The organism is Marinoscillum pacificum (genome assembly GCF_024714495.1).
In the GTDB taxonomy this organism is placed as follows: Bacteria; Bacteroidota; Bacteroidia; order Cytophagales; family Cyclobacteriaceae; genus Marinoscillum; species Marinoscillum pacificum.
In genome coordinates, this window is record NZ_JAMZMJ010000011.1 from 145,201 (window position 1) to 170,865 (window position 25,665).

Below are 25,665 nucleotides of genomic sequence, written 5' to 3' on the forward strand. Positions count from 1 at the left end.
AAAGTATTTTGGTCAAGTACTTTTAATTTATACTAATGATTAACAAACTCCGACCAACAATTTTCATTGGGCTATTATGCTTTGTCCTTCCCTCATTTTCTCAAGAAGACAGCTTAGGTTTAGACAGTGCTACATTTGCTGAAATAATGGCTTATTATGAAGAAGCTGAAGAAATGAATGCTTCTTTAGATTATCAGAAGGGCACTATTGTGCTAGGTGATGAGCTGGCTACTCTTAACCTTAATGAAGGATTTAGATATCTCAATGATGTTGAAACTCAAAAAATACTTGTAGAAGCATGGGGCAACCCTCCTCAAGAGACACTAGGAATGATTTTTCCTGATTCGGTTAATCCATATCTACCAGAGGGATGGGGAGTAGTATTATCTTATGTAGAAGATGGTCACATAGATGACGATGATGCTGCTGACATAGATTATGAGGATCTATTGGAAGAACTGAAAGAGGAAGCAATTGAATCCAGTAAAGAACGTCGTGAGCTTGGATATGGAGGTTACTCACTTGTTGGATGGGCAGAATCACCTTATTATGATCAGGAGTCTAAAAAACTATATTGGGCAAAAGAACTGGCATTTGACGAAAGTGATATCAACACCTTAAACTATGACATTCGTGTTTTGGGCAGAAAGGGTTATTTAAGATTAAATGCTATCGCTTCTGTCGATCAACTGGAAATGGTCAAACCTTCTATGCAAGATTTACTTGGCAAAGTAGAGTTCAATCAAGGCAACACTTATTTTGATTTCAATCCTGATGTTGATGAAGTAGCTGCCTATGGAATTGGAGCTCTTGTTGCTGGAAAACTAGCAGCTAAAGCAGGACTCATTAAAGTCATAGGGATATTTTTCGCTAAATTCTGGAAGATCATTCTAATCGCAGGAGGTGCATTAATTGCCTTTATCAAAAAAATCTGGACCGGAAAGGAACAACGAGAAATCGGATAAATTCAAAACCCACCATTTCAACTTCAAATGAGATGGTGGGTTAAATCTGCATATGAAAGATTACAAAAGAATTACCCTTCTTTCCATAATCCTTTTATGGTTGACGACCTCATGTAATAACTCCGAAACTTCGCTTCTCTCACCAATAGCCACTCAAAACAGAACTCCCTCCCAAATCCAACTAACCGAAATTGGCGATTTTGGAATAGAACGAAAAGCCAGACCAGGTATTCCAGCTCACCTTCATACTGGAATTGACATCAAAAGACCTGGGAATAACTACATACATGAACCAATCTTTCCAATTGCAACCGGAACCATAATCAGCAAACGAAAAGATGGCCCCTATGCTCAGCTGATACTGGAGCACAAACTCGAAAGAGACTCGTTCTGGACATTATATGAACACATAGCAGAAATCCTGGTGGAAGTAGGTCAAACTGTTGAACCCAATACAGAAATCGCGCGGTATTTTAACAAGGAAGAGCTTGACCTGTATGGCTGGCAGTTTGATCATTTTCATTTTGAAATACTCAAATCAGCCCCATCTCCTATTCCTCCAAATAGCAAAACACCTGAGAGATATTTCATCTCAAACACACTGAATTGTCATGACATGGAGGAATTGACTTCTCATTTTTACGATCCCTTGATTTTCTTATCAAGCAAGGAATAATTAAGAGAAATTGACACCTCACTCTCTTTGATTTTTCGTAATTTCAAAGTTGAATTTACTAACCAGTTTACCTAGTTTTTATAACCTACCTTTTTGATGGCCAATTATTTTAGATCCGCTCTATTTTTCATTAGTACAGCACTGCTCCTTTCATGTGGAGGCAACAAATCTGAGCAACCAGACACCAGTGAAATTGAATACTCGGAAGAAGTTGCTGCACTGCTAAACACCGTGACTTCTGGAATCATATCTCCTTATGATGAAATCATCGTCGGTTTCAATCAGGACATGATCAATATGGAGTTACGCAATACAAAAATTGAGAATCCTTTCTCATTTTCTCCAAGCATCGAAGGAGAAGCCACCTGGACTCAGACGAATCGATTGGTTTTCACACCAAGTGAACCTTTACAAAGCAGGATCAACTATACAGGTAAACTGGATTTAACTAAGATTGACCCAAATCTTGAAGTCAAATCAATTGATTTGAAGTTCTACGTAGAAGGTCAGGAAATAAAAACATTCAGCGGAGATCTTGAATTGCTTAACCCGTCTGACCCTAACAAACTGGTGTATCGAGGTAAGATTACCTTTTCTCAACCTGTAGAATTGGCCACCATTCAGGAAGCAGGATCATTTGAAAACTCTAAGCTTACCTGGAACCAAGAAAGTTCAAAGTCATTCTCGTTCGCTACAGATCCTCTGGAAAGAAAGTCCAGCACTACGCGCTACTTATTCTCTCTTGATCGTGAGAAAATGAATCTTACTGAGGCGCTTGAGAAAATTGTTGAGGTGGTGCCTTTAAGCAAACTCGAAGTAAGTGAGATAGAAAAAGACGAGCAGGGCAAATCTCCAAAACTAATGATCAAGTTCTCGGATCAACTTGACACCAAACAAGACATCAGTGGATTTGTGAAAGTTTCTCCATCGGTAGATTTCACTGTTCAAAAGTTAGGTAAATACGTCATTCTGGATGGCGATTTCCGATTTGGCAATACCTATAAAATCTCAATAACTAAAGGAATCAAAAGTCGCTGGGCAACAACTAGCGAAATTGATTTCGAAAAGTCAATCAAATTTGCAGATATCGCCCCACAGGTGGAGTTTGCTTCTTCAGGCATGTTCATGCCAACGAGCAACAACAAAAACCTTCAATTCTTAACAACCAATATTAAGAGAGTACACGTGGAAGTGAAAAAAGTATTCACTTCTGAATTGGAAGAATTTTTCGATCGTGAAAACATTAAAACTGGAAAGAGTAGAAATGATGAATTCAACAACACGTATGTATCGTCTGTTGGAGCAATTATTTATAACCAGACTTTCGAAATTGGTGATGAAAAGAACAAATGGTTACTCCACAATTTGTCATTGGACAATGTCCTAAAAGAATACAACAATGGTCTATACTTAATTAGAATCAACTTCAATCCACAAGATGTACTTGTTCCAATTGAAGGAGAACAGCTTGAGTATATCCAGAACAAAGGACAGATCTACAAGCCTGTGACGATTTCTGATATCGGCCTAATGGTAAAGAGAGAGGGCAATGAAGATTATCGAGTTTACACTACGGACTTAAAAACTGGAAAACCTCTTTCTAATGTCAAAGTAACGGTACAACGTTACGATAACGACTATACAAGAACTACGGATGAACAGGGTCAGGCAAAAATCCATGCTTCATCATACATCCAGCTAATCAAGGCAGAGAAGAATGGTCAGGTTACTGTCATCAAGCCATATGAAATGCAGTGGAATAATTCTGGATTTGATGTGGAAGGACTTAGTCAATACGAACTTCAAACCAGAGCATATATCTATACTGAGCGTGGAGTTTATCGCCCAGGCGACTCAGTAAACGTCTCCTGCATTGTCAGATACCAAAGCACAGCTAATGCGGACAACATACCAGCATACTTAAAACTCTATAATCCAGAAGGCACATTAGTGCAAGAATTGACTCAAAAAGGAGCTCGTGATGGATTCTACAATTTCAACTTTGGTACAGGGCAAAACGATCCAACTGGTAACTGGAACGTACAAATCAATGTTGGAAACAAATACTTCTATCATAACCTCAAAGTAGAAACAGTTGTAGCGAACAAACTAAAAGTTAAGGTTACTCCTGACTTGAAGGTGTTAAAACCTGAGAATAAACAGCTCAAGTTTGAAGTAGAAAGTAAGTATTTATTTGGCGCTACTGCTTCAGGCTTGCCTTACGATACAGAAGTTGAGATTTTCGATCAGCCAACTGCATTTCCAAAGTTTAAGGATTACAGTTTCTTCAATCAGAATGTAGACTTCCAGGACATAAAAACTGCTGTTAAATCAGGATCTCTGGATGAGCAAGGTAAGGCTAAAATCACCTGGAATGTACCAAACATGAGTCAGGCCCCTTCTCCTCTGAAAGTAAAAATCACTGCAACTGTGCAGGAAGAAGGTGGCAGACCTAATGAATCATGGAGTTACCTTGATCTACATCCATTCTCGCACTATGTAGGTATTCAAGATGATGGCTATTCGTATGCAAAACTTAATGTAGAACAAAAGATACCAGTGGTGCTCGTCAATACGGAAGGCGAAGCACAAAGCGGAAAGGAATTGGTATACCGAATTTATAGAAACAGTAAATATTGGTGGTATCAGTACGATAGTTACCGTGACTTTAAGCTTCGATACAAAACTGATAAGCATTCTTATTTAGTTGAGGAAGGCACCATCACATCTTCTACTCCATTCGCAAACATTCCATTCAGACCTACTCAAAGTGGTCAGTATTTGATAGAGGTGCAGGATGCATCAGTTCCAATGGGACATACATCGAGTATTTTCATGAGCGCTTATCCGTATGGAGGTGTTCCTTCAGGAGATGAAAATGCAGGAACACTTAGCCTAAGAAGTGATAAAGAGTCTTACAATGTCGGAGAAGAAGCTGTCATTTCATTCCCTTCTCCTAAGAAAGGTAACATCCTTCTAACTGTGGAGCAAGGTGACGACATACTAGCCAGCAGCTGGGTAGAGCCAAAAGACACTGAGGACATGAAAGTGAAAGTAAAGCTTTCTAAAAGCATGGCTCCAAATGTCTACGTAACCATTACGGTACTTCAAGATCATGCACAAACTACCAATGATCGCCCAATCCGTATGTTTGGCATTTTACCACTTACTGTTGTCGACCCTGACACCAAACAAGAGTTGGCCATTGACATGGCCGATGAATTACTTCCAGAGCAAGAGTTTGAAGTGAATGTGAGTACCATTTCTGGAATGCCTACACAATTTACCATTGCAGTTGTAGATGAAGGCCTTCTAGACTTAACGGGATTCCGCACTCCAAATCCATGGAAGGAATTCTTTAGAAAAATTCGATTGGATGTGGAAACCTACGACATGTTTGGCCATGTGATTGGAGCTAATGCTGGAGATGTGTTTAAAACCTTCTCTATTGGTGGAGACATGGATTACAGAGAATCGCAACTAGATCCATTCGACAAGAAAAAACGCTTCAAACCAGTCTGTATGTTTGAGGGACCAATAGTAACCGACAGTCGAGGAAAAGCCACTGTGAAATTCAAAATGCCAAACTACGTAGGTTCAGTAAGAGTCATGGTAGTTTCTGCTAAAGGAAACTCATTTGGATCTGCAGAAAAGACGGTGCCTGTACGTAGTGACCTTATTATCCAACCTACCATTCCAAGAGCATTGAAGCCTGGTGATGAGTTTATAGTTCCTGTAAATGTCTTTGCCACGAAAGAGAAGCTCGGACCTGTAGATATTGCGATAAGCACTCAAGGACCTTTAGAGGTAGTGGGCAGCAAATCTGTTAGCCATAATTTCGAATCAGTGGATGATCAACTATTTGAATTCAAAATCAAAGTTAAAGAAGCAGTAGGACAAGGTAAAATCACCATTATCGGAAAAGGAAAAGACACTAAGAGCACTTTCGAAGCAGATATTCCTGTAAGCCCAAGCTCTCCAAGAGTATACCAATCTGAAGAAAAGGTGATCAAACCTGGTGAAACCCTCACTTTTGATCTTCCAAAAGTAGGACTGGATGGCACCAACAATGCGCGATTGAAACTGGCCGTATTCCCAAATATGGACTTCATGCATCGTTTGGATTACCTTATCAGATATCCATATGGATGTATTGAACAAACGACTTCTTCGGTTTATCCTCAATTGGCATTGAAGACCTTATTCAAAAACGATAAAGAGAAACTAAAAGAAATCGATAAAAACATCAATGCAGGAATTGACCGTTTGAGAATGTTCCAACTACCTGACGGAGGATTTAGCTACTGGCCAGGCAGCAACTATGTCAGCGACTGGGGTAGTAACTATGCTGGGCAGTTCCTGATCGAAGCAAGAAAAGCAGGATATGTAGTTCCAGATCTAATGTATGATGGCATCATAAGATATCTGGAAAGACAAACCAAAAATGGATCAAAAGACAAAAAATATCTAATGACACGTGTTAATAGATGTTTTGTACTTGCATTGGCCAACAAAGCGCCAACTGGTGAAATGAACATCTTGAAACAGAATAACTATAATGAAATGACCAGTGTGCAGAAATGGATGCTGGTAACTGCTTACAAACTTGCTGGTGCAGAGGACAAAGTTCAGGGGCTGGCAGACAATATCAGCATGACTGTAGAGGAATATCAGGAGTTTAGCTGGACGTATGGTTCGCACAACCGTGATCTTGGTATTATCCTGAGATGTCTTACCATTCTTGATCGTAAAAATGATGCAGAGTTATTAGCTAAAACATTGGCTAAGACACTCTCCAGTCATTATTGGTATTCTACTCAAACGGTTGGTCAGATGTTGCTGGGTATCGGCAGTTACTTTGATAAAATGGGTATAGCTGCAGCCAATGATTTGATCATTGAAGGTCGTGTAGAGCTTCCAAACGGCAATACAGAATCCATAAAATCGGTAGACACTTACAATCTATATATCAATGAAGGATATGGTCAGCAAATGAAAGTATCGCTTAATTCGGATGTAAAGATTCCTCAATTGTATGCTACAGTTTCCAGCAATGGTGTTCCGTTGAAAGACAATACTCCTGAGCAAAATAAGAACATCACCCTTGATGTAAGCTGGTTCAATGAAGATGGCGAAAACATTGACATTAACAATGTAAAACAAGGAAGCACGTTCTATGGACGTTTCCGAGTATTCAACAAGAGTGTGACTTCAACTGTTGAAGAAGTGGCGTTGATGCAAATACTTCCTTCCGGTTGGGAAATCGAGAACACTCGCCTGAATGGTGAGGTGGAATCGAGCTGGATGGCAGGTTGGATCACTGGAAAAGAAGAATATCTGGACATCAGAGATGACAGAGTCATGTGGTTCTTTGACTTACAGAAACAACCACTTGATTTTGTAGTGAAAATCAATGCGATTACTTCAGGCTCTTATATTATGCCAGGTGCTAGATGTGAAGCGATGTACAACAATGACTACATTGCTACCAAACCTGCCAAGACCGTGAATGTGACCAAATAATTAGTATGCGGAGAAAGGTAGTTGCAGGAGTTGGAGTTCCCATATTGGCGTTTATTATTTATCTGATAATACCGCTAAAGCAACGAATTCCAGCTGACTACAGCCAGGTAGTACTGGCCAAGGACAGTACCTTTCTCCGTGTATTTCTCAATAGCGACGAACAGTGGTGTCTCCCACCACAATTGCAAACAGAAATACCAGAGAACCTCAAACTATCAGTTCTTAACTACGAAGATCAATACTTTGAATATCATCCAGGATTCAATCCTGTAGCTATTCTAAGAGCACTATATTGGAATATTACAAGAGGTGAAGTGGTGAGTGGTGGCTCCACTATCACCATGCAAGTAGCTCGAATGATCCGGGATCAGGATCGAACCATCTTCCAAAAGTTTCTTGAAATTGCTCTAGCAATCAAAATAGAAACACGTTTTTCTAAAGAGGAGATTCTGTCTCAATACCTTACTTACGCTCCTTATGGCAGCAACATAAGAGGTTATCAAGCGGCTAGTTACCGATTCTTTGACAAGAAACCGACTCAGCTATCCTGGGCGGAAGCGGCTACACTTGCTGTGCTTCCCAATGCACCGGGCATGATATTTCCAACAAAGAATGACGAAGCCCTTAAGACTAAACGCGACCAGTTACTTAAGAAGCTGTTTACAAATGAAGTTATCGATGAAGAGACCTATGAACTATCATTATTAGAGCATGTCCCGGACGAAATCATTCCATTTCCATTAGCAGCACCTCATCTTACAGAACTAATTCATCAAAAGAATCAACTGGATATCGTTAAAACCACCATCGATTCCGACATTCAATACGAGACAGACTTCTTCATCAAGCAACATACCGCAAGAATGCACCAAATGGGAATTAATAATGCATGCGCTTTGGTCGTTGATAATAAAACCGGAAATGTACTGAGCTATGTAGGCAGTCATGACTTTGATGATTTAGATAACCTCGGACGAGTGGATGGAGTCCAAGCGGCTAGATCTAGTGGATCAATCTTAAAACCGTTCCTCTATGCGCTATCCATTGATGAAGGTCTCATTCTTCCAAACACCCTAATCAAGGACGTACCTACTTACTTTAGCAGTTTCTCTCCCAACAATGCCTCTGAAGAGTTCTCAGGAATTATTCCAGCTAACAAAGCATTGATCTATTCATTAAATATTCCGGCAGTAAGACTACTAAATGCCTATGGTGTCAATAAGTTTTACAACAATCTGAAAGCCGCAGGCATCACCACACTTTTCCGAAGTTCTGATGAATACGGACTTCCTATCATATTAGGTGGCTCAGAAGTTACACCATGGGATGTAGCTAAGCTTTTCCGCGGTATGGCCAATGGTGGTCAATTCGAAGATATCCATTACCTACCCGATGAAACCAGTACGCAAACCCAACTCATAAGTGAGGGCGCCAGCACACTCATTCTGGAAGAAATGAAGGAACTGATTCGCCCTGGTCTGGAGTTTTACTGGAAGAAGTATGGCAATCAGAAACCCATCGCATGGAAAACAGGCACCAGTTATGGACACAAAGATGCCTGGGCAGTTGGAACCACACCTTCACACACCATAGTTATTTGGGTTGGTAACTTTGATGGACAATCCAATAAAAGCCTCTCTGGAATGCGAAGTGCAGGACCTCTTCTGTTTAACATCTTAAACATACTTCCTTCAGACGATTGGTTTGAGCCAAACCCCAAAGAGTATTCAACCATCAAAATATGTAAGCAAACTGGCTTCTATGCCTCAGAGCATTGTCCAGAATCAGAAGAGGAGCTAGCTCCAAAAAACATGAAACCGATGAAGGTGTGTGAGTTTCACAAGGCTCACCTAATTGAAAACAACCATATCGTCTGCTCCCATTGCTGGAAAGGCAATCAAGTAACCAAAGTATTTCTTAGCTACCCTCCTGATGTAAGCTATTATCTCAGACAGAATGGTGGTTTAATAGAAAGCATACCGACACACAATCCATCTTGCCCAACAAGAAATGAATCAGATATCCTGGAAATAATCTACCCTCTGGATGAAGCAAACATCATTGTTACGCGTGATTTCGATGGCACTTACCAACCTGTAGTCAGCAGAGTAGCTACTCGCTATACCAATAGAGAATTGTTCTGGTATTTAGACAATGAATATCTGGGAAGCACTATAGAGCAAGCTTCTCTCCCATTAAAACTAAGATCAGGACAACATCTATTAACCGTTACAGATCCGGAAGGCAATAGGGATCAGGTTTCTTTCTCCGTGATTGTCAACTAAGACATTCTTCCCACCGCACAACTGACGTACGATTTCACTTTTTGCATTCCTGTAGAAGTACCTTGCTGTGGATAGCCCAGGCTACTCAGTTTATCCAGCAACGTTTGTTTACTTACAGCAAACTCATGAAGCAATGTCACTTCAGAGGTTTCTACTTCCACAGCAACGGCATTAACACCTTCTACTTTTTGCAGATTGTTTTTAATGGTGTTGGCACAACCTCCGCACTTCAAATTGTCTACGATGATTTTAGTTTCCATAATTCAAGGAGTTTGAGAGAACAATATTAGCATTAACTCATCTGCAACATACTGATATTGAACTTTTTAAAAAATGACTTTTCGCAGTTTCCAGTGTAACCGATGTTACAAACTCCATTTAATCTTCATCGTTTCTTTGCATAAGAGTTTAGAAAAAAGAAACAGAAAATTTTAAAAATATGAGTTTACAAAAATTAATCAACGAGGGAGCAAAAATCATCGACGTTAGATCTCCAATGGAATTTGCAGGCGGAAGCGTACCAGGCGCAATCAACATTCCTTTGAATGAAGTACCGGCAAGAGTAGATGAGTTTAAGGCAATGGAAGGACCGCTTGTACTTTGCTGCATGAGTGGAAACAGAAGTGGGCAGGCATGTGCATTCTTAGGTGCTCAAGGCATCGAAGTGTACAATGGTGGTTCTTGGTACGATGTGAACGCTTTGGTTCCTCAAAACGCATAAAAAATGGCACAAACATTCAGCGAAATCATCAAGTCAGATAAGCCTGTTTTGGTAGACTTCTCAGCAGAATGGTGCGGACCTTGTCAGATGCTGGGTCCAATACTTAATGACCTGAAGAAGAGAGTCAAAAACAAAGCAACCATTGTGAAGGTGGATGTAGATAAAAACCAAAAGTTGGCTAGAAGCTTGAGAATACAAAGCGTCCCAACATTGGTGATCTACCAGAAGGGACAGATAAAATGGAGACAATCAGGCGTTAGACAAGCCGCTGAATTAGAAAATATACTTAATCAGTTCATGTTAACTGAGGTTTAGTTGTTGATTATCATAGCGCAGAGAGTGATAGGTCACCCGTTTTGGGTGGCCTTTCTTTTTTATCACTTCTGTAGACTATGAGGGAACTGCACGTAGAAAGTAGTCCCTTCGCCTAATGCGCTTTCAGCCCAAATACGACCTTGATGTCTTTCAACAATTTTACGACAAATAGCTAAACCTAACCCTGTACCCTCGTAAGCCGACTTGCCATGCAAGCGCTCGAACAATCCGAATATTTTATCAACGAAAGCCATATCAAAGCCGATACCATTGTCTTTCACATAGAAGGTAACTCCATTGGACTCATCCTTCTGCTTACCTATTATCACTTTTGGTGTTGTTTCGTCAGCTTTGGCAAATTTCAGCGCATTCTGGATGAGGTTTTGAAATATGCGGTATATCTGAAGCTTATCACCATATACGAAACCTAGCTTTTCCACCTCAATCACAGCTTCTTTTTGCTGAACAAGAACCTGTAAATCACCCAACACTTGATCGATGATTGAGTTAGCGTCTATTTGTTCAAAAGGATCAGAAGAACGGTTAATTCTTGAGAAACTTAGTAAATCTTTAATTAGCGTTTGCATTCTTGCTGAAGCCCCTATCATCCGGCTGAGATAATCACTGGATTTTGGATCTAGTTTACCTTCCTGCAATTCTTTCAATCGATCACCAAACGCTTGAATTTTCCGTAAAGGCTCCTGCAAATCATGCGATGCCACATATGCAAATTGCTCCAATTCAGCATTGGACTGTTGCGCGTCTTTAAGCGCAATTTTCAGCTCATTCTGAATTTGCTGCCTGTCCTGAATTTCTTTCTCAAGATCATGAGTACGCAATTTCACATTGGCTTCCAACCGCTCATTAGTCCGCTTAAGTCGTTCGCTTTTTCGAACGATATAATTCATGAGTATACCCTTAAAGTTAACCGCAATATCCAGCTCAACTTTATCCCATAAAAGCGACTTGTATTGAACATTCTCTTGCCACAACTCAAAAGACTTTCTTGGCATTAACCGATGACTTCCATCATCCTGAAACTCTATAATTTTCTCTGGTTTACCTCCCCAATTTTTTGTCTCGATCACCTCAGGACGTAACCACATGATGTATTCATCGAAATCCTGCGATAAAGACAAGAAATAAACACCAGAGACAACCTTACTAATTGGTTTAAAGACTTCATTTTCCAATGCCAACTGATTGGTTTGGTAATCAGAAGTAATAGTAGCATTCTTCTGCGCCCACTCTGCTATCTGATCAATCCATTCACCGGAAGGTGTACTTCCATAAACTTCAGATTTTGAATTAACACTCAAAACAACTCCCTGCGCATTCATCATGGACATCAATGAAGAAGCCTCTTTTCGTAACCCATCAAGAAAGTCTTCTTCATTGGCTATTTGTCCCGTTAACTTTGCTAAGAGAGACTGAAGTTCGGCTGTTCTAATTCTTTGCTGAGACTGTTCTTTCGTATTGATCAGATAGGAAACGATCATTCCTAAATAAGAGGCAGCTTCTTTCACATTTACAGGCACCACATGTGGAGCATAATGATGACATGCTATCAATCCCCAAAGCTTTCCTTCTACGATGATACTGATAGACATAGATGCCTGCACCCCCATATTTCTCAAGTATTGCAAATGGATTGGTGACACACTTCTCAGTGAGCTTGTTCCAATGTCAATTGGCGATGCCACAGGGACTATTGGACTAGCAACAGCATTGACATCAGCAATTGTCCGAACTCTATTTCGCAAATACAGCTGTCTTGCCTGTGCGGGAATGTCAGATTCGGGAAAATGCTGCTTTAGAAAAGAATTGAGATGATCTACCTTAGATTCCGCAACAACTTCCCCATTATATTCTTCATCAAATCGATATAGCATTACACGATCAAAACCCGTTAATTGACGCGTTTCAGAAACAGCATAATCAAATATATCTTGTAAATATTCAGCAGAAATCAGATCTCTTACTACGTTTCTAATCTGATGATAAAAGCTTAGAAAAGCCGTTTGATCCTGAATGCTAGATGGTTCTACGTCTAACAGTAAATATTTTTCGTTGCGAGTTAAACTCGCATCCATTTTAACTGCTTCCCCTTTCGCATTTTCCAAGCTCAGCACAAACGGATTGATCGGTTCAAAATCTGCATCATCTTTTACCTGATCAAGTTGCTTCAGCACATCTGAACCAACCAGTACACCCACTGACTGTCCAAGCAGCTGATCCAGTTTGAAATCAGTATATTCTTCCACATTTTGACTGAGGAATCGAATAGTTAACTCAATTGGATCTAGTACCACTAAAAAACCATGCGGCTGAATAGTACCGGGAATATGTATTGGCTCTTCGTGGCAATTATCCAGTGTTGCGATAAATGATGGCTGCTTCAACTCAAATTAATTTTATTACGGCGTGCATAAATTGAAATGCTTTTTCAGATGCTACAAGTACTTCCGATTGGCGTGTCGGATTTGCATCACCATAAGCGTTCAGCAAATTCAAAAATTCTTTCCATTTTTCCCCTCGGCTATCTCCATAACTCAGAAAGAAATTCAAGTGTTTATCTTTTTCAATCCACTCCAACTCCTGAAGCTTCTTAGCAATAAACTTACCTCCCAAAGTAGCCCCTTCCATTACATAAGATACACCTAAACAAGATGCATAGTTTACTTCTAAGTCAAAAGTTTGATTTAACAGGACACTTTCACTCCCGCTATCCAGGTTTTCCAAATCATGCTTAATCCAGGAGAGCTTAGATCGATCATGCAATAACTCATTACCCTCCGACATAGATTCCAAGACATTCTCCATTTGATCATAAGCATAATGAAAATGTGATAGTATGCGTGCGTACTCAGCTGGGGATAATTCAGGGTTAAAAAGTTTAGAAATTAGTTCCTGCTCTACTTGCGTATGAAGTGTAGCTGTAAACTTTTTAATTTCTTCTGCTATCAACGAATGTAAAAATTTAGAGGAGTCAATGCAGCTTTTTCAAGCCAGTAAGTCTTAATTACAGAAACCATTTCCACCAAATCTTTAAACATAGTAGGTTTCGTAAAGTAGGTGTTTACACCTTGTAGATATGAGGACTGAATATCATCCTCTGAAGCAGAAGTTGTAAATACAATAACTGGTATCTGTTTGAATTGTGGATCACTTTTAATTGCCTTAATCGCTTCACGACCATCCATTTTCGGCATATTAAGATCCATAAAAATCAAAGTTGGTGGCTCCTCTCTATTACTAAGAATAGTCATCAGCTCATCACCGTTTTCTGCATATTCGGTAACTCCAGCTTCTATACCATTGGCTTCAAATGCATCCTGAATCAGCAATCGATCATCAAAATCATCCTCAGCTATCAGAATACTATAATTCATTTTTGACATATTTTTCTTCTAGGGCCATTAAATCACATACATATGCAAGAATGTGATGCTATCAAATATAGCAACATTCTTAAAAACATGATTTTTTCTCTTATAACTGAAAGAATACGAGGCATTTAAACATTATACTCTCACATAGATTCCTTTCCGATCAAGAAAAAATCCAATAATCCAATTTAACAAGGTGAAGGTAATAGCGTAGAAAAGCGAGGCTAATGATGCAGGCAAAGCTAACAAATAGGTTTCATATATCCATGTCTGTATAGGTTGCCCTCCAACATTCACCATCCAAAAGAGCACTGCAAGCACCCATGAAAATGCATAAATAAACAACGGATTCTTACCAAATACTACAAAGAAATGAGTCCAACGCTCACTTTTTCTTAACTCGATAAAGTATGAAAGCAACGCTAATGCACTCATACAAATTCCAGATGTCAATAATACAAACGAACTAGTCCAGATTTTCTTATTCAATGGAAAGAATAAATCCCAGGTCAATCCAGCCAAAATCAATAATATACCAGCGATCAATAGCTTGGCAATCACTTCATAGGACACTCCATTGCGGGTTACAAATAGCCCTACTAAATAGCCAATTAGGACATTAACAACTGCTGGAAGCGTACTTAACAATCCTTCTGGATCAAACGGCATTCCTTCTCCCTGATAGACATGATTAGGTCCTACAACTGCTAAATCCCATTGATTACCTACAAATCCCGCCAGACTGTATGGGTCTCCATTTCCCAGAGACCACACCACCAACCAATACCCAAAGAGGACGGCAACTGAAGTATTAATAATCGCACGGTTGGTTTTGGCATAATGGATAATGATAGCTGCTAACAGATAACAGAATGCTATCCGTTGCAACACTCCAAATATTCGTAAAGAAGAAAATGAGATAAATTCTCCAGAGCCGAAATCATATAATGGAAACCAGTTAAGACCCAGGCCAATTAAAAAAATTAACAATGACCGCTTGAGAACTTTCTTCCAGAAAAAGCCATCTCCCTGCTCTTCATACCTGCTCATAACAAATGCCATGGAATTGCCTACTGCAAACAAAAAAGAAGGAAAAACTAAGTCGGTAAGTGTAAACCCATGCCAGGCGGCATGCTGTAAAGGACCGTACTGAACACCCCATTGACAGGGGTTGTTCACTACGATCATTAAAAAAACTGTTGCTCCCCGGAAGACATCCAGGGATAGAAATCTTTGTTTTACTGTCATGCTAGTTGATTATCACATACAAGATGCCATAAAAATAGCAGACTTATTCGAATCAATATTCCCAGCTAGCCGTATCGATTTCTTCCAACGCAGCAATGAGTAATTCAATAGAGCCAACGATATCGTCTTTATGCGCCATCTCTATTACCTGATGCAGATGACGGGTTGGGATGGAAATAGCACCAGCAATTGACCCATTTTTACCCATTCTTTGCACACCTGAAGTATCAGTACCACCAGCAGCCAGGATTTCTGGTTGCCATTTGATTTGGTGTGAATCTGCGGTCTTTTTCAAGAACTTCACCATTCTGCTATCACAGATTGTCATCGCATCCATGATTTTCACTGCTGTCCCGGCACCAAGAGCCGTTACCTGCTCGTGTGCTTGAGCACCTGGCAAATCATAAGCGATTGTTGTATCCAATGCAATACCAAAATCAGGATTGATACTATGCGCAGAAACATTCGCTCCACGAATACCTACTTCCTCCTGCACCGTAAACACCCCATAAAAATCAAATGCAGGGCTCTTTATATTTTTCAAGGCTTCGATGAGGATATAAACAGATACTCTGTTGTCGATTGATTTACAGTTGACACACTCACCCATTTCGATCAGCTCACGCTCGCGTGTGATTGGATCACCTATTTCAATTTTCTTCTCAAGCTCTTCTTTGCTCATTCCACAATCGATGAAATACTCATCAATTTTAGATGGCTTGTTGCGCTCTTCAGGCTTCATTACGTGAATAGGCTTACTCCCCATTACGCCGATCACATCTTCTTTACCGTGAATGATCACACGCTGAGCCGTCAACGTCTTAGGATCAAAGCCTCCTAAAGTTTGGAAGCGAATAAACCCTTTGTCATCAATATGAGAAACTAGGAAGCCAATTTCATCCATGTGAGCAGCAACCATTACTTTCTTACCGTCAGGATTCTTAGTTCCTTTCTTGATGGCGATCAAGTTGCCCATATTATCAATACTGTACTCATCTACATGATCTTTGATTTGCTCAATGATCAGTTTTCGTACTGGGTTCTCAAATCCAGGAGCACCTGGAGCTTCACATATGTCTTTTAATAATTGAACGTCTACCTTCATGATGTCAAATTAATGATTTTTCGTACCTGTAAAACAAAAAAGTCTGACCAATGATTTGACCAGACCCTTTTTTATTTGGTGCGCACGAGAAGACTCGAACTTCCACGGCCTAAAACGGCCACTAGGCCCTCAACCTAGCGCGTCTACCAATTCCGCCACGTGCGCATATGCGTCGGCAAATTTAGTTTGATAATTGAGAATGAAAAGGAACTGTCAGTGAAAATATCAAACTACTTCCCAGATAGAATCTGCGAAGAGTTTTTCATCGTCAAACAAATTTTCTACCACCTTGAATCCAGTAGAATTGGCTAATGCTTCTATCTCTGACAAATCATATTTTTTGGACACTTCCATGAATATTGGTTCCCACTGTCGGAAGTGAATTTTCTTTTGGATAGCATTCAAACACACATCCTGCTCTTTTTTAGCAATCAAATAACTCCGGCATTCTCCCGTGAGCGGATCATAAATTGGGTTATGATCAAAATTCTCTAGCTTAAAATCACCATCCAGTTCATTATTGATTCGGGTAAGCAGATTCATATTGAAAGCTTTGGTCACTCCTTGCGAATCATTGTAGGCAGCCAAAATTCTCTTAGGATCCTTTTTCAAATCAAACCCTATCAACAAATAATCCCCTTTGTGTAAGTTGGACTGAATACTAGAAAGAAAGTCAACAGCCAGGTCATGTCGGAAATTGCCAATATTAGACCCCAGGAAAAAAGCGATATTCCGCTTATGATTTTTGAATTTTAAATCCGCCAGCACCTTGAAGTAATCCCCTGCAAGAGGCTCTATTTTCAATTCTGGAATTTCGGCCTTTACGTTTCGCTCTAAATCATTGAGCACATTAGCTGAAATATCCACTGGACAATAAGAAAAGTCTGCGCCTTCCCCTTGAAAGTACTTCAACAGCACTTTTGTTTTCATTCCATCTCCTGCTCCAAGCTCTACGATTCTAAATGCCCCTCCTGAATCAAACAGCTCCAGAAATCTTTCTTTTTGTGTTTGAAATATGTTCAGTTCAGCTCTGGTAAGGTAATACTCCTCCAGATTCATAATTTGCTGAAAGAGTTTATCCCCAACAGCATCATAAAAGTACTTAGATGATAATCGCTTTGGGTTAGATGAGAGACCTTCTTCTATGTCTCTTGCGAATTGTGTTAACGACAAAATTGAGTTAATTATAGGGTTCGTATTAGATATGTTTGGCTAATCTGATTCCGCTAAAAAGCCATTGTAAATGTGGGTGAAAGAAGTTTCTATACGTAGATCGAATCTGTTCTTTTGGTGTCGCGAAAGACCCTCCACGAAGTACTTTTTGATTGACCATGAATTTACCATTGTATTCACCCAAGGCGCCATCCGGCACTTTATAAAAGGGATATGGCAAATAAGCACTGGATGTCCATTCCCAAAGGTTTCCATAAAAACCATATCCATTCATTGTTTTTGGATGATATTCCTCGTTATCCAGGAGCAATGCCTCAGACGGAATGGAGTTTTCATACATTGTGCAAGCTACTTCCCACTCAAATTCTGTTGGAAGCCGATAACCCGACCATCTTGCATAAGCGTCCGCTTCGTAATAGGACAAGTGACTCACAGGCTCATTTGGATCAATTGGTCTCAGGCCTTCCAAAGTATACTGCATCCATTGGTTATTTTCCTTGATCCAATACATCGGCGCCTTAATTACTTGCTTATTGGCCCAATCAAGACCTTCAGACAGCCAGAACTCATGATTTTGGTATCCACCATCGTTCATAAACTCTAAATATTCTGCATTGGTAATTAGCCGGTCTGCGATCTCAAATGCTTCCAGATGGACCTCATGATTTCCTAATTCATTGTCAAAGCAAAAGTCTTCTCCCACGTGACCAATATGGTAATTATTCTTTTCTACCTTCAACCATCCCAATTCTTTAAATTCATTATGTCGCTGGACGGACTTTGCATATTCTGGGAATAATGGATTATGACCCAATATGTATTTGATATCATATAAGAACAACTCTTGATGCTGCTGTTCGTGCTGCAAACCGATCTCCAACACATATGCCAGTTCTACAGTGATTTCAGTAGACTCCAGAAAAGCCAACATATGCTCTTCCACATGAGCACGATATGCCATAATTTCTTTTACCGTTGGTCGCGTCAAGAAACCGCGCTCTGCTCTTGTCCAGCGATCTCCCGCTGAAACATAGTAGCTATTGAAAAGCATGGAATAATCTGGATGAAACAACTTGTAATCAGGCACATTTGGAACCAGCACAAAGACTTCAAAAAACCATGTAGTGTGAGCTAGATGCCATTTTGGTGGACTGACATCTTGTACCGGCTGAACGACAAAATCTTCTATTTCTAAAGGGTCAACAAGTTTTTCAAATCTATCTCTGACTGTTCTGAATCTAGAGATGAATTCTTCAGTAAGATTGGGTGATGTAGTTTGTGAGTGTTGCATTAATGAGAGCTCTATATTCTTCAACTCCAAAAGCACGTTCTGGTTTAGAAAAGAAGTTAATAAAAAAAGCTCTGATCAAATTGACCAGAGCTTTCTTAATAATCAAAAACTCAAAAACTTAAACCTTACTGCTTATTAATTAAACAGTGATCAAGGTGGTAATAGTTCCGATTACCGTTAGTCGTTGAGCCATCTCTTGAATGGTCCTGAGCGCTCCACACTCACCACCACTTCCATCGCATTAGGTGGTGGTGGAACCAAATCGATCTTTACTCTACTCTTAGAGTAAGACACCATATTTTGAATACTGGCATAGGAAATAATAAACTTCCTGTTGATGCGGTAAAATTTCTTAGGGTTAAGACTTCCTTCCAGATCGCCAAGATTTGTATTGATGATATGTTGGGTTCCCTTTTTTGTCACCAGAAATGTATATCGATCTTCACTAAAGAAGTAAGCCACTTCCTCTTCTGGAATGGAATGAATTTTTTCTCCTAGTGTTACTAAAAATCTCTCTTGAAATTTCTGATCAGAATAGGGCTTAAGCACCTCCAAAAGGTTACCCATATCAAATTCCTGACCATTCTGCCCCCAATTTTTATATTTTCCAATAGCACGTTCCAGTTCACCTTTATCGATAGGTTTAAGCAAATAGTCCACACTATTTTCTTTGAACGCACGAATAGCATATTGATCATATGCTGTGGTAATGATAATTGGAGCAGTATTTTCTACTTCATTGAAAATATCGAAACTTAACCCATCTCCCAGCTCAATATCTGAGAGTATGAGATCCACTTCGTTTTGTTCCAACCATTCTATTGCAGACTTTACACTTGCCAGCTTTACTACTACCTGAGCATCCGGATCTACCTGACCAAGGGTCTTTTCCAGGTCTTCCGCAGCAAGTGGTTCATCTTCGATTATAGCAACCTTTAACATATCTTGAGCAACCTTTATTTTTAAGTTAGGATTTATCTTTTAATAATGGAATTTTCGAAATGTAAAATTCACCTTCCAGGTAAAATTCCGGAGCTGGCAATGACAAATATGACATCCTTGCCAATAAATTTTTCTGTCCAATACCTGTTGAATCTCTTTTAGACTCTTTTGGCTGATACTTATTTTTTACAATCAACCAACCGTCTTCCACAAATACAGAAACAGTTAAAGGATTCTCTTTGGTGATTTTATTATGCTTCAGCGTATTCTCCACTAACAACTGCAAAGAAGCACTAGGAATCATAAAATCCTTATCAAGATCATCAATATTCATTTCGAAATCAAAGGCATCTTTAAACCGTACTCGCTGCAAGTGAATATAGTTCTCAACAAAAGAGATCTCAGAAACCAACGGAACAAGGTTTTCGCTATGTTCCAGCAAGTAACGATAGGTACTGGCCAAATTCTTCACAAACTGACGAGCTGTATCATTGTCATGAACCAAAGCGTGCAACGTATTGAGACAGTTGAACAAAAAGTGAGGATTCACTTGATTTCTCAAATTTTCCAACTGCGCCACCACACGCTCCTTCTCCATCCTTTCCGACCTAATCAACAGCTCTTTATTGATAGAACGCAAACGATATGTTTCAATAGCTCGCTTGATGATGATTTGCATTTCATCATACGTCCATGGCTTAGAGATATAGTAATAGATATGCCCCAGGTTAACGGCATTGATTACCGTCTCCATATCCGCATACCCCGTCACCAAAATACGGATACTATCTCTAGCGATATCTATTGACTTCCTAAGAAACTCCACACCAGTCATACGAGGCATGCGCTGGTCTGTGAGAATCACAGGTATATCTTGATTTTTAAGTAATATTTCTAAGCCTTCCTCTCCCGAGTTGGCCGTTACAATCTCATATTCACGTCTGAAAACCGATCGGAAGTAATCGATATTACCTCGTTCGTCATCGACGTACAAGATCTTTACAACATCTGACATTTAGCAACCTTTTAACCACCTAAACCTCTTTTTGCAATGACAATTGCCAGCAGCCCACCGATAAAAAAGACAAAACTTAAAAGAAATACCTTCATTGATTGAGGAACATATCCCATGTCGTTTTTAACGAGCATAAAGAACACACCCATCAAGGCAATAAAAAGGGCTCCAAAGTAAACGAGTCTTCTTAGAACAGTGATCATACTTCAATTATTTAGGGATTACTTAAAGACAAAATACCGTTTTTGAATCACCTTCACTACTAAAAAGAGTATTGTTAGACGAACACAAAAACATACCGGATAAACCAGCACTTAATATCCTTAAAACCTAAAATCAACTATGGAGGTGGTAGACCCTATGGATCAACATACTCTAAATTGAGATATTTCGTTTGCCTAGCCAAATATTCTGCGAGATAGTTTTTCACTTACTCATATTTTAAGGTTTCCGCAGGATTTATAAGTGATGCCTTTAAGCTATGAAACGCCATGGTCAAAACGGCAATCATAGTGGTAATGACACCTGCCATAATGAATGGCCAAACCACCATATCTACCCTAAAAGCAAAACTACTAAGCCACTCATCCAGAGCGAAATATGCCAACGGAATAGCAATCAAAAATGCGATCGCGATGAGAGACATAAACTCACTGGAAAGTAACATTACTATTTGAGATGTAGTGATTCCAAGTACTTTTCTGATGCCAATTTCTTTTTTTCGTTGCTCCATAGCATAAGTGGTCAATCCAAATAAACCTAGACACGCTACAAAAATGGCAAGACCTGAAAATATGATTGTCACCGTACTGAGTTTCTTTTCTGCTTTGTAAGAATCGCTCAGCCTTTGATCCAAATAAAAGTAATCGAATGGTCGCTGTGGCATCACCTGCATCCAGGCGGATTCTATATCAGCTACGGCTTCCTGCACTTGTGCAGCATCCACTTTTACTGCTACATATTTGATGAACAAATTGAAAGCAAACGGATGGGTATTCAAAGTAATTACGAACGGCGCTATCTCATGATGTTTAGAAACAAAGTTGTAATCCTTTACCACTCCTACTACTTTTCCCTTCAACTCACCACGATAATAAAAACGCTTATTGATAGCCGCCTCAGGAGATTCCCAATTCATACTTTTTACAAAAGTCTCATTCACTACCAGTGCCAGGGAGTCGTCTGTTTGAAACTCATAGGAATAATCTCGCCCTGCTACCACTTCCAGCCCCATAGTCTGTGCAAAATCATGTCGCACATTGAAGTGTGGAAATGGCTTAGATTGTTCCATTCCTTCAAACTGATAGTTATTGACCTGGTGTTTACTTCCAACAATCTCCTCAACACCAGTAACACTCAATACCCTTGGACTAGCTAAAGCAATGTTTTTAAAGTTTTCATAATGCTGTCCCATGGGGCTTCTAATTACGGGCACCATCACCACAGCTTCTTTATCAAAACCAACTTCATCGTTTTGTAGCAGATTTAACTGACGTACTGCCACTATCGTCCCGATGATAAGCACAATAGAAATCGTGAATTGAAAAGTCACCAATACCCTTCTGAAATTGAATCCACTTACCTTGACACTTGCACTTTTGATTACCTCGACTGTTTTGAAAGAAGACATCACGAAAGCGGGGTAAAAACCTGACAACAAACCAACAATTAAAGTCAATAAGCTTAGTCCGACCAGCATTTCTGGAACCATCAAGGAACTAAAACTAATCGCCTTTTCAGTCAAAGTATTGAAAGAAGGCAATGACAATAACACCAGAACTAATGAAAGAACTACTGCACAACATGTTAAAACGATAGACTCTACAACAAACTGGGTAATCAATTGACTTTTCTCACTACCTAATGACTTACGCACACCAACTTCCTTAGCCCTCTTATTGGCTCTGGCAGTAGATAGATTGATAAAATTGATGGTAGCGATAAGCAAAACGAATATCGCCACAATCCCAAAAATTTGAAGATTAGCCTTGCTACTGTTCGCTCGAATCTCATAGTCTAATCTAGAGGTCAAATGGATAGCCTCTAAGGGTTGTAGTTCCAATGTAACATCCTCCACTATAAAAGGAGGGAAATACTTCGAGACAAAATCTGGAAATTGGGCTTCTACTAATTCAGGGTTTACACCGTCTTCTAGCACTACATACGTCCAGCATGGATTCCAATACCATGTTCTCGGATAACCTCCTCCAAAGGATTGTTTCAAACTAGAAAAAGATGAGAGAAAGTCATATTGAAAGTGAGCGTTCAATGGAGCATCAGCAAGTATTCCCGTTACCTTTAGATTCTGATTCCCTTGAAACTCCAGTAGTTTACCCATAGGATTTTCATCACCGAAATACTTGGTCGCCATCGTTTCTGTCAGTAAGATGCTGTTGGGTTCATCCAGTGCAGATTCCTTATCTCCCACTTTTAATTCGAAATCAAAAACCTCAAAGAATGTTGAATCCACGAAGAAGATGCGAGATTCATTGAATGCTTTTTCTCGTTCGCGATTGGCCAGAGCTAATGACGGTGATTGAAAATTGAACATGCGTGTCATAGCCACAATCTGATCTCCAAAATCGGCAGCCATTGTTGGTCCTGTTGGGAATGGTTGCGAAGCACTATGCTCACCTACTCCCTCACTTTCAAAATGTTCCACCAATCGATACGTCCGATCCGATTTGGAATGAAAACGATCATAACTCAACTCATCTTGTATGTATAAAAAGATGAGAATGAAACAAGTGAGACCAATTGCCAAGCCACCGATATTAACGATAGAATATACCTTCTGCTTGACAAAATTGCGATACGCAATTTTTAAGTAGTTGAGTAACATGCGTTTAGTTGGTTTAGATTGTTATCCTATACCAACGACAGAAAGTATGGAGGTGTGTTTTTATTTGACCAAGGGCAGCTAATGACATGTAAATGGTCATAGATATCCGTTACAGCGCGTTTGAGCACTTTCTTCTAATACTTGGTCAACTTTGTTTAATTAGCGCAAACTGATGGTAATCTTTTTCACTTCTGGGAAGGAGATCTTCGCTTCATCAAATGATGGAGGACCAAACATGCCCATTACATTGTTAGAGAAACCATAAGGCTCTTTGGGAATACCAATCATGCTTTTATTGAGCTCTTTGTCAGAGTTAACATCATGATAAATAGCCACAGAATAATCACCTTCAGGAATAGGCACATCAAACGACATACTACCTACACTATTAACAGGTTCCTCATGATAATAGCTGACTGTTTTTTCATCCAAATGAATCTCTTCAGAATTATAAAATGCAACACGAATGAATCCTTGTTCTTTCTCGATTCCTTCTACCGTAATCTGCAGAGTATTTGGTGACACTAAACTGACGAAGAGTAAAAAAGCATTCAAAATCATAGAACCTATTTACGAAAAAAGCCACTCCAAAGTTAATTGAAGTGGCTTCATGAATTTAAACTAAATATCTTAAGCAGCGACCTTTTTCTTATTCATTCGCTCCATTTTCACTTCTTTCTGCTTGGCCATTTTAATAATTCCGACCAGGTTCAAGACTTTGATCACCTGATAGGTAGGATCAATTTCATGCCATCTCACTCCACCGAAGTTAGCTCTTGAGCCATGCTTGTGGTGATTGTTGTGATAGCTCTCGCCCATCATCAAGAAATCGAATGGTAAGAAGTTTTTAGAAGTATCTCCTACCTCGAAGTTTCTATAACCATACAAGTGTGCAAACCAGTTGATAATCGCTCCATGAACAGGAGAAAGAATAAACTGAACTGGCAATAACAACCATAACCACCATGTGTCAGCATAGAACCAGTAAACGGAGAAATAAGCTGCACCCCATAGCAATCTAGAGACCCAAGATCTTGCAAACTTGTCAAACGCCTGCCATTCAGGAACTCCATCTGTAAATCGTTTGTCTACTTCTACTTTCTTATTGGTAATATCCGAGTAGATCGTTTTCGTTTTCCACATCATCTTAAACAAACTCTCATCGTATTTAGGAGAGTGTGGATCATTAGGGGTATCAGCAAAAGCATGGTGCATTCTGTGCATTACACCATAGCCATATGCACTAAGGTAGTTTGAACCTTGGAAAAACCAGGTTAAAACAAAAAAGACCTTCTCCCAAAATTTGCTCATAGTAAATGCTTTGTGTGCAGCATATCTATGAAGGAAAAAAGTCTGAAAAAATAGCGACAAGTACCAGTGCGCTATAAAGAATGGGATGATTACTTCCATCTACAATTATTTAAAATGATTATTTCAACTTTTAGTTAAGGGAATAGCCCCTTTACACACTAAGACAAGTTGTGAGATGGTTTGTGACAAGAATCTGAAAAAAGTTGAAACTTTTTTTCTTACTTCTCGTCCGAATCGAGAATTTGATCTAATAAATCATCGAATTCTCCACTAGAACAGGCTTTTTTGATAGCCGCAAAATATTTGTCTGAATCGAAGGAATAGGTAAATTTTTCGCTCTCTTTTGAAAGCTTTTCTTTCGCTCTGCATACGAGTTGACGACAGTGATCTTTCTTTTTATTGAAAATCTGCTGCAATTCGTCATAGTCAAAATCAAAGCCCTCCCTTAGAACGAATAACCCTCGCTCTAGTGGCCCTAATTTCTTATGAAGTACATTCAATGCAGAATTAAGCTCTTGTTTCAAGTCCAAATGACTGAAATCTATTTTCTCAAATAGGTCGGGAAGCTTCACACTATCTAAATAGTCCTTCTTCTTTTCTTTAAGACTGTTTAGATGATTGAGGCAATTATTGGTTACTGACTTGATCAGATAAGCCTTAGCATTGACTATTTTCTCCTGATCTACAGTAAGATACTTCAAGAAAGCATCCTGAACCATATCTTCTGCGTCATGCATGCAACCCACCATCTTGTAGGCTATAGCCTGCAGCATGGGTTGGTATAATGCTATCGTTTTTGCTTGAGTCACCTGTGTTATTGAAATTCAAATTTAAGCAGACCTTGAATATTTGAGCCATCTTTGC

Annotated in this window: 21 protein-coding genes and 1 tRNA gene; 6 read left to right on the plus strand and 16 right to left on the minus strand. The window is 39.5% G+C overall.

Features of this window, described 5'->3' with window-relative positions:
- The first annotated feature begins 35 nt into the window (after nucleotides 1-35).
- From NXS00_RS20620 to pbpC, 4 genes are all read left to right on the plus strand, one after another.
- Nucleotides 36-965, plus strand: a complete 930-nt coding sequence (locus NXS00_RS20620) for a DUF2167 domain-containing protein (RefSeq protein ID WP_258101165.1) — start codon at nucleotides 36-38, stop codon at nucleotides 963-965.
- Between the two features lie 52 nt (nucleotides 966-1,017).
- On the plus strand, nucleotides 1,018-1,641 hold the full coding sequence (locus NXS00_RS20625) for a M23 family metallopeptidase (RefSeq protein WP_258101166.1): 624 nt from the start codon (nucleotides 1,018-1,020) through the stop codon (nucleotides 1,639-1,641).
- Nucleotides 1,642-1,737: 96 nt separating this feature from the next.
- The gene (locus NXS00_RS20630) at nucleotides 1,738-7,164 is read left to right on the plus strand and encodes an alpha-2-macroglobulin family protein (RefSeq protein WP_258101167.1); all 5,427 of its coding nucleotides are present in this window, start codon (nucleotides 1,738-1,740) and stop codon (nucleotides 7,162-7,164) included.
- A 5-nt stretch (nucleotides 7,165-7,169) separates the two neighbouring features.
- Nucleotides 7,170-9,449: a penicillin-binding protein 1C gene (gene pbpC / locus NXS00_RS20635; RefSeq protein WP_258101168.1), complete on the plus strand. Its 2,280-nt coding sequence runs from the start codon at nucleotides 7,170-7,172 to the stop codon at nucleotides 9,447-9,449.
- Here the strand turns inward: pbpC and NXS00_RS20640 are convergent.
- Nucleotides 9,446-9,709 carry a heavy-metal-associated domain-containing protein gene (locus NXS00_RS20640; RefSeq protein ID WP_258101169.1) on the minus strand — a complete coding sequence of 88 codons (264 nt, stop codon included), beginning with the start codon at nucleotides 9,707-9,709 and terminating at the stop codon, nucleotides 9,446-9,448. The genes pbpC and NXS00_RS20640 overlap by 4 nt on opposite strands.
- 179 nt (nucleotides 9,710-9,888) lie before the next feature.
- On the opposite strand from NXS00_RS20640, the gene NXS00_RS20645 reads away from it, so the two are divergent.
- Nucleotides 9,889-10,170 carry a rhodanese-like domain-containing protein gene (locus NXS00_RS20645; protein WP_258101170.1) on the plus strand — a complete coding sequence of 94 codons (282 nt, stop codon included), beginning with the start codon at nucleotides 9,889-9,891 and terminating at the stop codon, nucleotides 10,168-10,170.
- Nucleotides 10,171-10,173: 3 nt separating this feature from the next.
- On the plus strand, nucleotides 10,174-10,485 hold the full coding sequence (trxA, locus tag NXS00_RS20650; RefSeq protein ID WP_258101171.1) for a thioredoxin: 312 nt from the start codon (nucleotides 10,174-10,176) through the stop codon (nucleotides 10,483-10,485).
- A 62-nt stretch (nucleotides 10,486-10,547) separates the two neighbouring features.
- Here trxA and NXS00_RS20655 read toward each other — a convergent pair whose 3' ends face one another.
- The 15 genes from NXS00_RS20655 to NXS00_RS20725 all read right to left on the minus strand — a co-directional run bounded on the left by NXS00_RS20655 (nucleotide 10,548) and on the right by NXS00_RS20725 (nucleotide 25,610).
- The gene (locus NXS00_RS20655; protein ID WP_258101172.1) at nucleotides 10,548-12,887 is read right to left on the minus strand and encodes an ATP-binding protein; all 2,340 of its coding nucleotides are present in this window, start codon (nucleotides 12,885-12,887) and stop codon (nucleotides 10,548-10,550) included.
- Nucleotide 12,888: 1 nt separating this feature from the next.
- Complete coding sequence (locus NXS00_RS20660) at nucleotides 12,889-13,452, minus strand: biliverdin-producing heme oxygenase (RefSeq protein WP_258101173.1); 564 nt, start codon at nucleotides 13,450-13,452, stop codon at nucleotides 12,889-12,891.
- On the minus strand, nucleotides 13,449-13,877 hold the full coding sequence (locus NXS00_RS20665) for a response regulator (RefSeq protein WP_258101174.1): 429 nt from the start codon (nucleotides 13,875-13,877) through the stop codon (nucleotides 13,449-13,451). The genes NXS00_RS20660 and NXS00_RS20665 overlap by 4 nt, the downstream gene beginning before the upstream one ends.
- A 132-nt stretch (nucleotides 13,878-14,009) precedes the next feature.
- Nucleotides 14,010-15,122 (minus strand): acyltransferase family protein, encoded by a 1,113-nt coding sequence (locus NXS00_RS20670; RefSeq protein WP_258101175.1) that lies wholly within the window; start codon nucleotides 15,120-15,122, stop codon nucleotides 14,010-14,012.
- Between the two features lie 52 nt (nucleotides 15,123-15,174).
- A complete protein-coding gene (locus NXS00_RS20675; RefSeq protein WP_258101176.1) occupies nucleotides 15,175-16,227 on the minus strand; it encodes a M42 family metallopeptidase in 1,053 nt (350 codons plus the stop codon).
- A gap of 76 nt (nucleotides 16,228-16,303) precedes the next feature.
- Nucleotides 16,304-16,392, minus strand: a tRNA-Leu gene (locus tag NXS00_RS20680).
- A 60-nt stretch (nucleotides 16,393-16,452) separates the two neighbouring features.
- On the minus strand, nucleotides 16,453-17,400 hold the full coding sequence (gene egtD, locus NXS00_RS20685; RefSeq protein WP_258101177.1) for an L-histidine N(alpha)-methyltransferase: 948 nt from the start codon (nucleotides 17,398-17,400) through the stop codon (nucleotides 16,453-16,455).
- Nucleotides 17,401-17,425: 25 nt separating this feature from the next.
- A complete protein-coding gene (gene egtB, locus NXS00_RS20690; protein WP_258101178.1) occupies nucleotides 17,426-18,691 on the minus strand; it encodes an ergothioneine biosynthesis protein EgtB in 1,266 nt (421 codons plus the stop codon).
- Between the two features lie 177 nt (nucleotides 18,692-18,868).
- Nucleotides 18,869-19,633, minus strand: coding sequence for a LytR/AlgR family response regulator transcription factor (locus NXS00_RS20695; protein WP_258101179.1), 765 nt, complete (start codon nucleotides 19,631-19,633; stop codon nucleotides 18,869-18,871).
- Nucleotides 19,634-19,658: 25 nt separating this feature from the next.
- Nucleotides 19,659-20,648 (minus strand): histidine kinase, encoded by a 990-nt coding sequence (locus NXS00_RS20700; protein WP_258101180.1) that lies wholly within the window; start codon nucleotides 20,646-20,648, stop codon nucleotides 19,659-19,661.
- Nucleotides 20,649-20,659: 11 nt separating this feature from the next.
- Nucleotides 20,660-20,851, minus strand: a complete 192-nt coding sequence (locus tag NXS00_RS20705; RefSeq protein WP_258101181.1) for a hypothetical protein — start codon at nucleotides 20,849-20,851, stop codon at nucleotides 20,660-20,662.
- A 227-nt stretch (nucleotides 20,852-21,078) separates the two neighbouring features.
- Complete coding sequence (locus tag NXS00_RS20710) at nucleotides 21,079-23,490, minus strand: ABC transporter permease (protein WP_258101182.1); 2,412 nt, start codon at nucleotides 23,488-23,490, stop codon at nucleotides 21,079-21,081.
- A gap of 159 nt (nucleotides 23,491-23,649) precedes the next feature.
- The gene (locus NXS00_RS20715) at nucleotides 23,650-24,051 is read right to left on the minus strand and encodes a DUF2141 domain-containing protein (protein WP_258101183.1); all 402 of its coding nucleotides are present in this window, start codon (nucleotides 24,049-24,051) and stop codon (nucleotides 23,650-23,652) included.
- A 69-nt stretch (nucleotides 24,052-24,120) separates the two neighbouring features.
- Entirely contained in the window at nucleotides 24,121-24,900 is a 780-nt protein-coding gene (locus NXS00_RS20720) for an acyl-CoA desaturase (RefSeq protein ID WP_258101184.1), read from the minus strand.
- Nucleotides 24,901-25,019: 119 nt separating this feature from the next.
- A complete protein-coding gene (locus NXS00_RS20725) occupies nucleotides 25,020-25,610 on the minus strand; it encodes a sigma-70 family RNA polymerase sigma factor (RefSeq protein WP_258101185.1) in 591 nt (196 codons plus the stop codon).
- Nucleotides 25,611-25,665: the final 55 nt, after the last annotated feature.

Excerpts from the sequence above, each read along its gene's own strand:
- NXS00_RS20620 (WP_258101165.1), top strand. The coding sequence starts at position 36 with ATGATTAACAAACTCCGACCAACAATTTTCATTGGGCTATTATGCTTT.
- NXS00_RS20625 (WP_258101166.1), top strand. The coding sequence starts at position 1,018 with ATGAAAGATTACAAAAGAATTACCCTTCTTTCCATAATCCTTTTATGG.
- NXS00_RS20630 (WP_258101167.1), top strand. The coding sequence starts at position 1,738 with ATGGCCAATTATTTTAGATCCGCTCTATTTTTCATTAGTACAGCACTG.
- pbpC (WP_258101168.1), top strand. The coding sequence starts at position 7,170 with ATGCGGAGAAAGGTAGTTGCAGGAGTTGGAGTTCCCATATTGGCGTTT.
- NXS00_RS20640 (WP_258101169.1), bottom strand. The coding sequence starts at position 9,709 with ATGGAAACTAAAATCATCGTAGACAATTTGAAGTGCGGAGGTTGTGCC.
- NXS00_RS20645 (WP_258101170.1), top strand. The coding sequence starts at position 9,889 with ATGAGTTTACAAAAATTAATCAACGAGGGAGCAAAAATCATCGACGTT.
- trxA (WP_258101171.1), top strand. The coding sequence starts at position 10,174 with ATGGCACAAACATTCAGCGAAATCATCAAGTCAGATAAGCCTGTTTTG.
- NXS00_RS20665 (WP_258101174.1), bottom strand. The coding sequence starts at position 13,877 with ATGAATTATAGTATTCTGATAGCTGAGGATGATTTTGATGATCGATTG.
- NXS00_RS20670 (WP_258101175.1), bottom strand. The coding sequence starts at position 15,122 with ATGACAGTAAAACAAAGATTTCTATCCCTGGATGTCTTCCGGGGAGCA.
- NXS00_RS20675 (WP_258101176.1), bottom strand. The coding sequence starts at position 16,227 with ATGAAGGTAGACGTTCAATTATTAAAAGACATATGTGAAGCTCCAGGT.
- egtB (WP_258101178.1), bottom strand. The coding sequence starts at position 18,691 with ATGCAACACTCACAAACTACATCACCCAATCTTACTGAAGAATTCATC.
- NXS00_RS20695 (WP_258101179.1), bottom strand. The coding sequence starts at position 19,633 with ATGTTAAAGGTTGCTATAATCGAAGATGAACCACTTGCTGCGGAAGAC.
- NXS00_RS20700 (WP_258101180.1), bottom strand. The coding sequence starts at position 20,648 with ATGTCAGATGTTGTAAAGATCTTGTACGTCGATGACGAACGAGGTAAT.
- NXS00_RS20705 (WP_258101181.1), bottom strand. The coding sequence starts at position 20,851 with ATGATCACTGTTCTAAGAAGACTCGTTTACTTTGGAGCCCTTTTTATT.
- NXS00_RS20710 (WP_258101182.1), bottom strand. The coding sequence starts at position 23,490 with ATGTTACTCAACTACTTAAAAATTGCGTATCGCAATTTTGTCAAGCAG.
- NXS00_RS20715 (WP_258101183.1), bottom strand. The coding sequence starts at position 24,051 with ATGATTTTGAATGCTTTTTTACTCTTCGTCAGTTTAGTGTCACCAAAT.
- NXS00_RS20720 (WP_258101184.1), bottom strand. The coding sequence starts at position 24,900 with ATGGAAGTAATCATCCCATTCTTTATAGCGCACTGGTACTTGTCGCTA.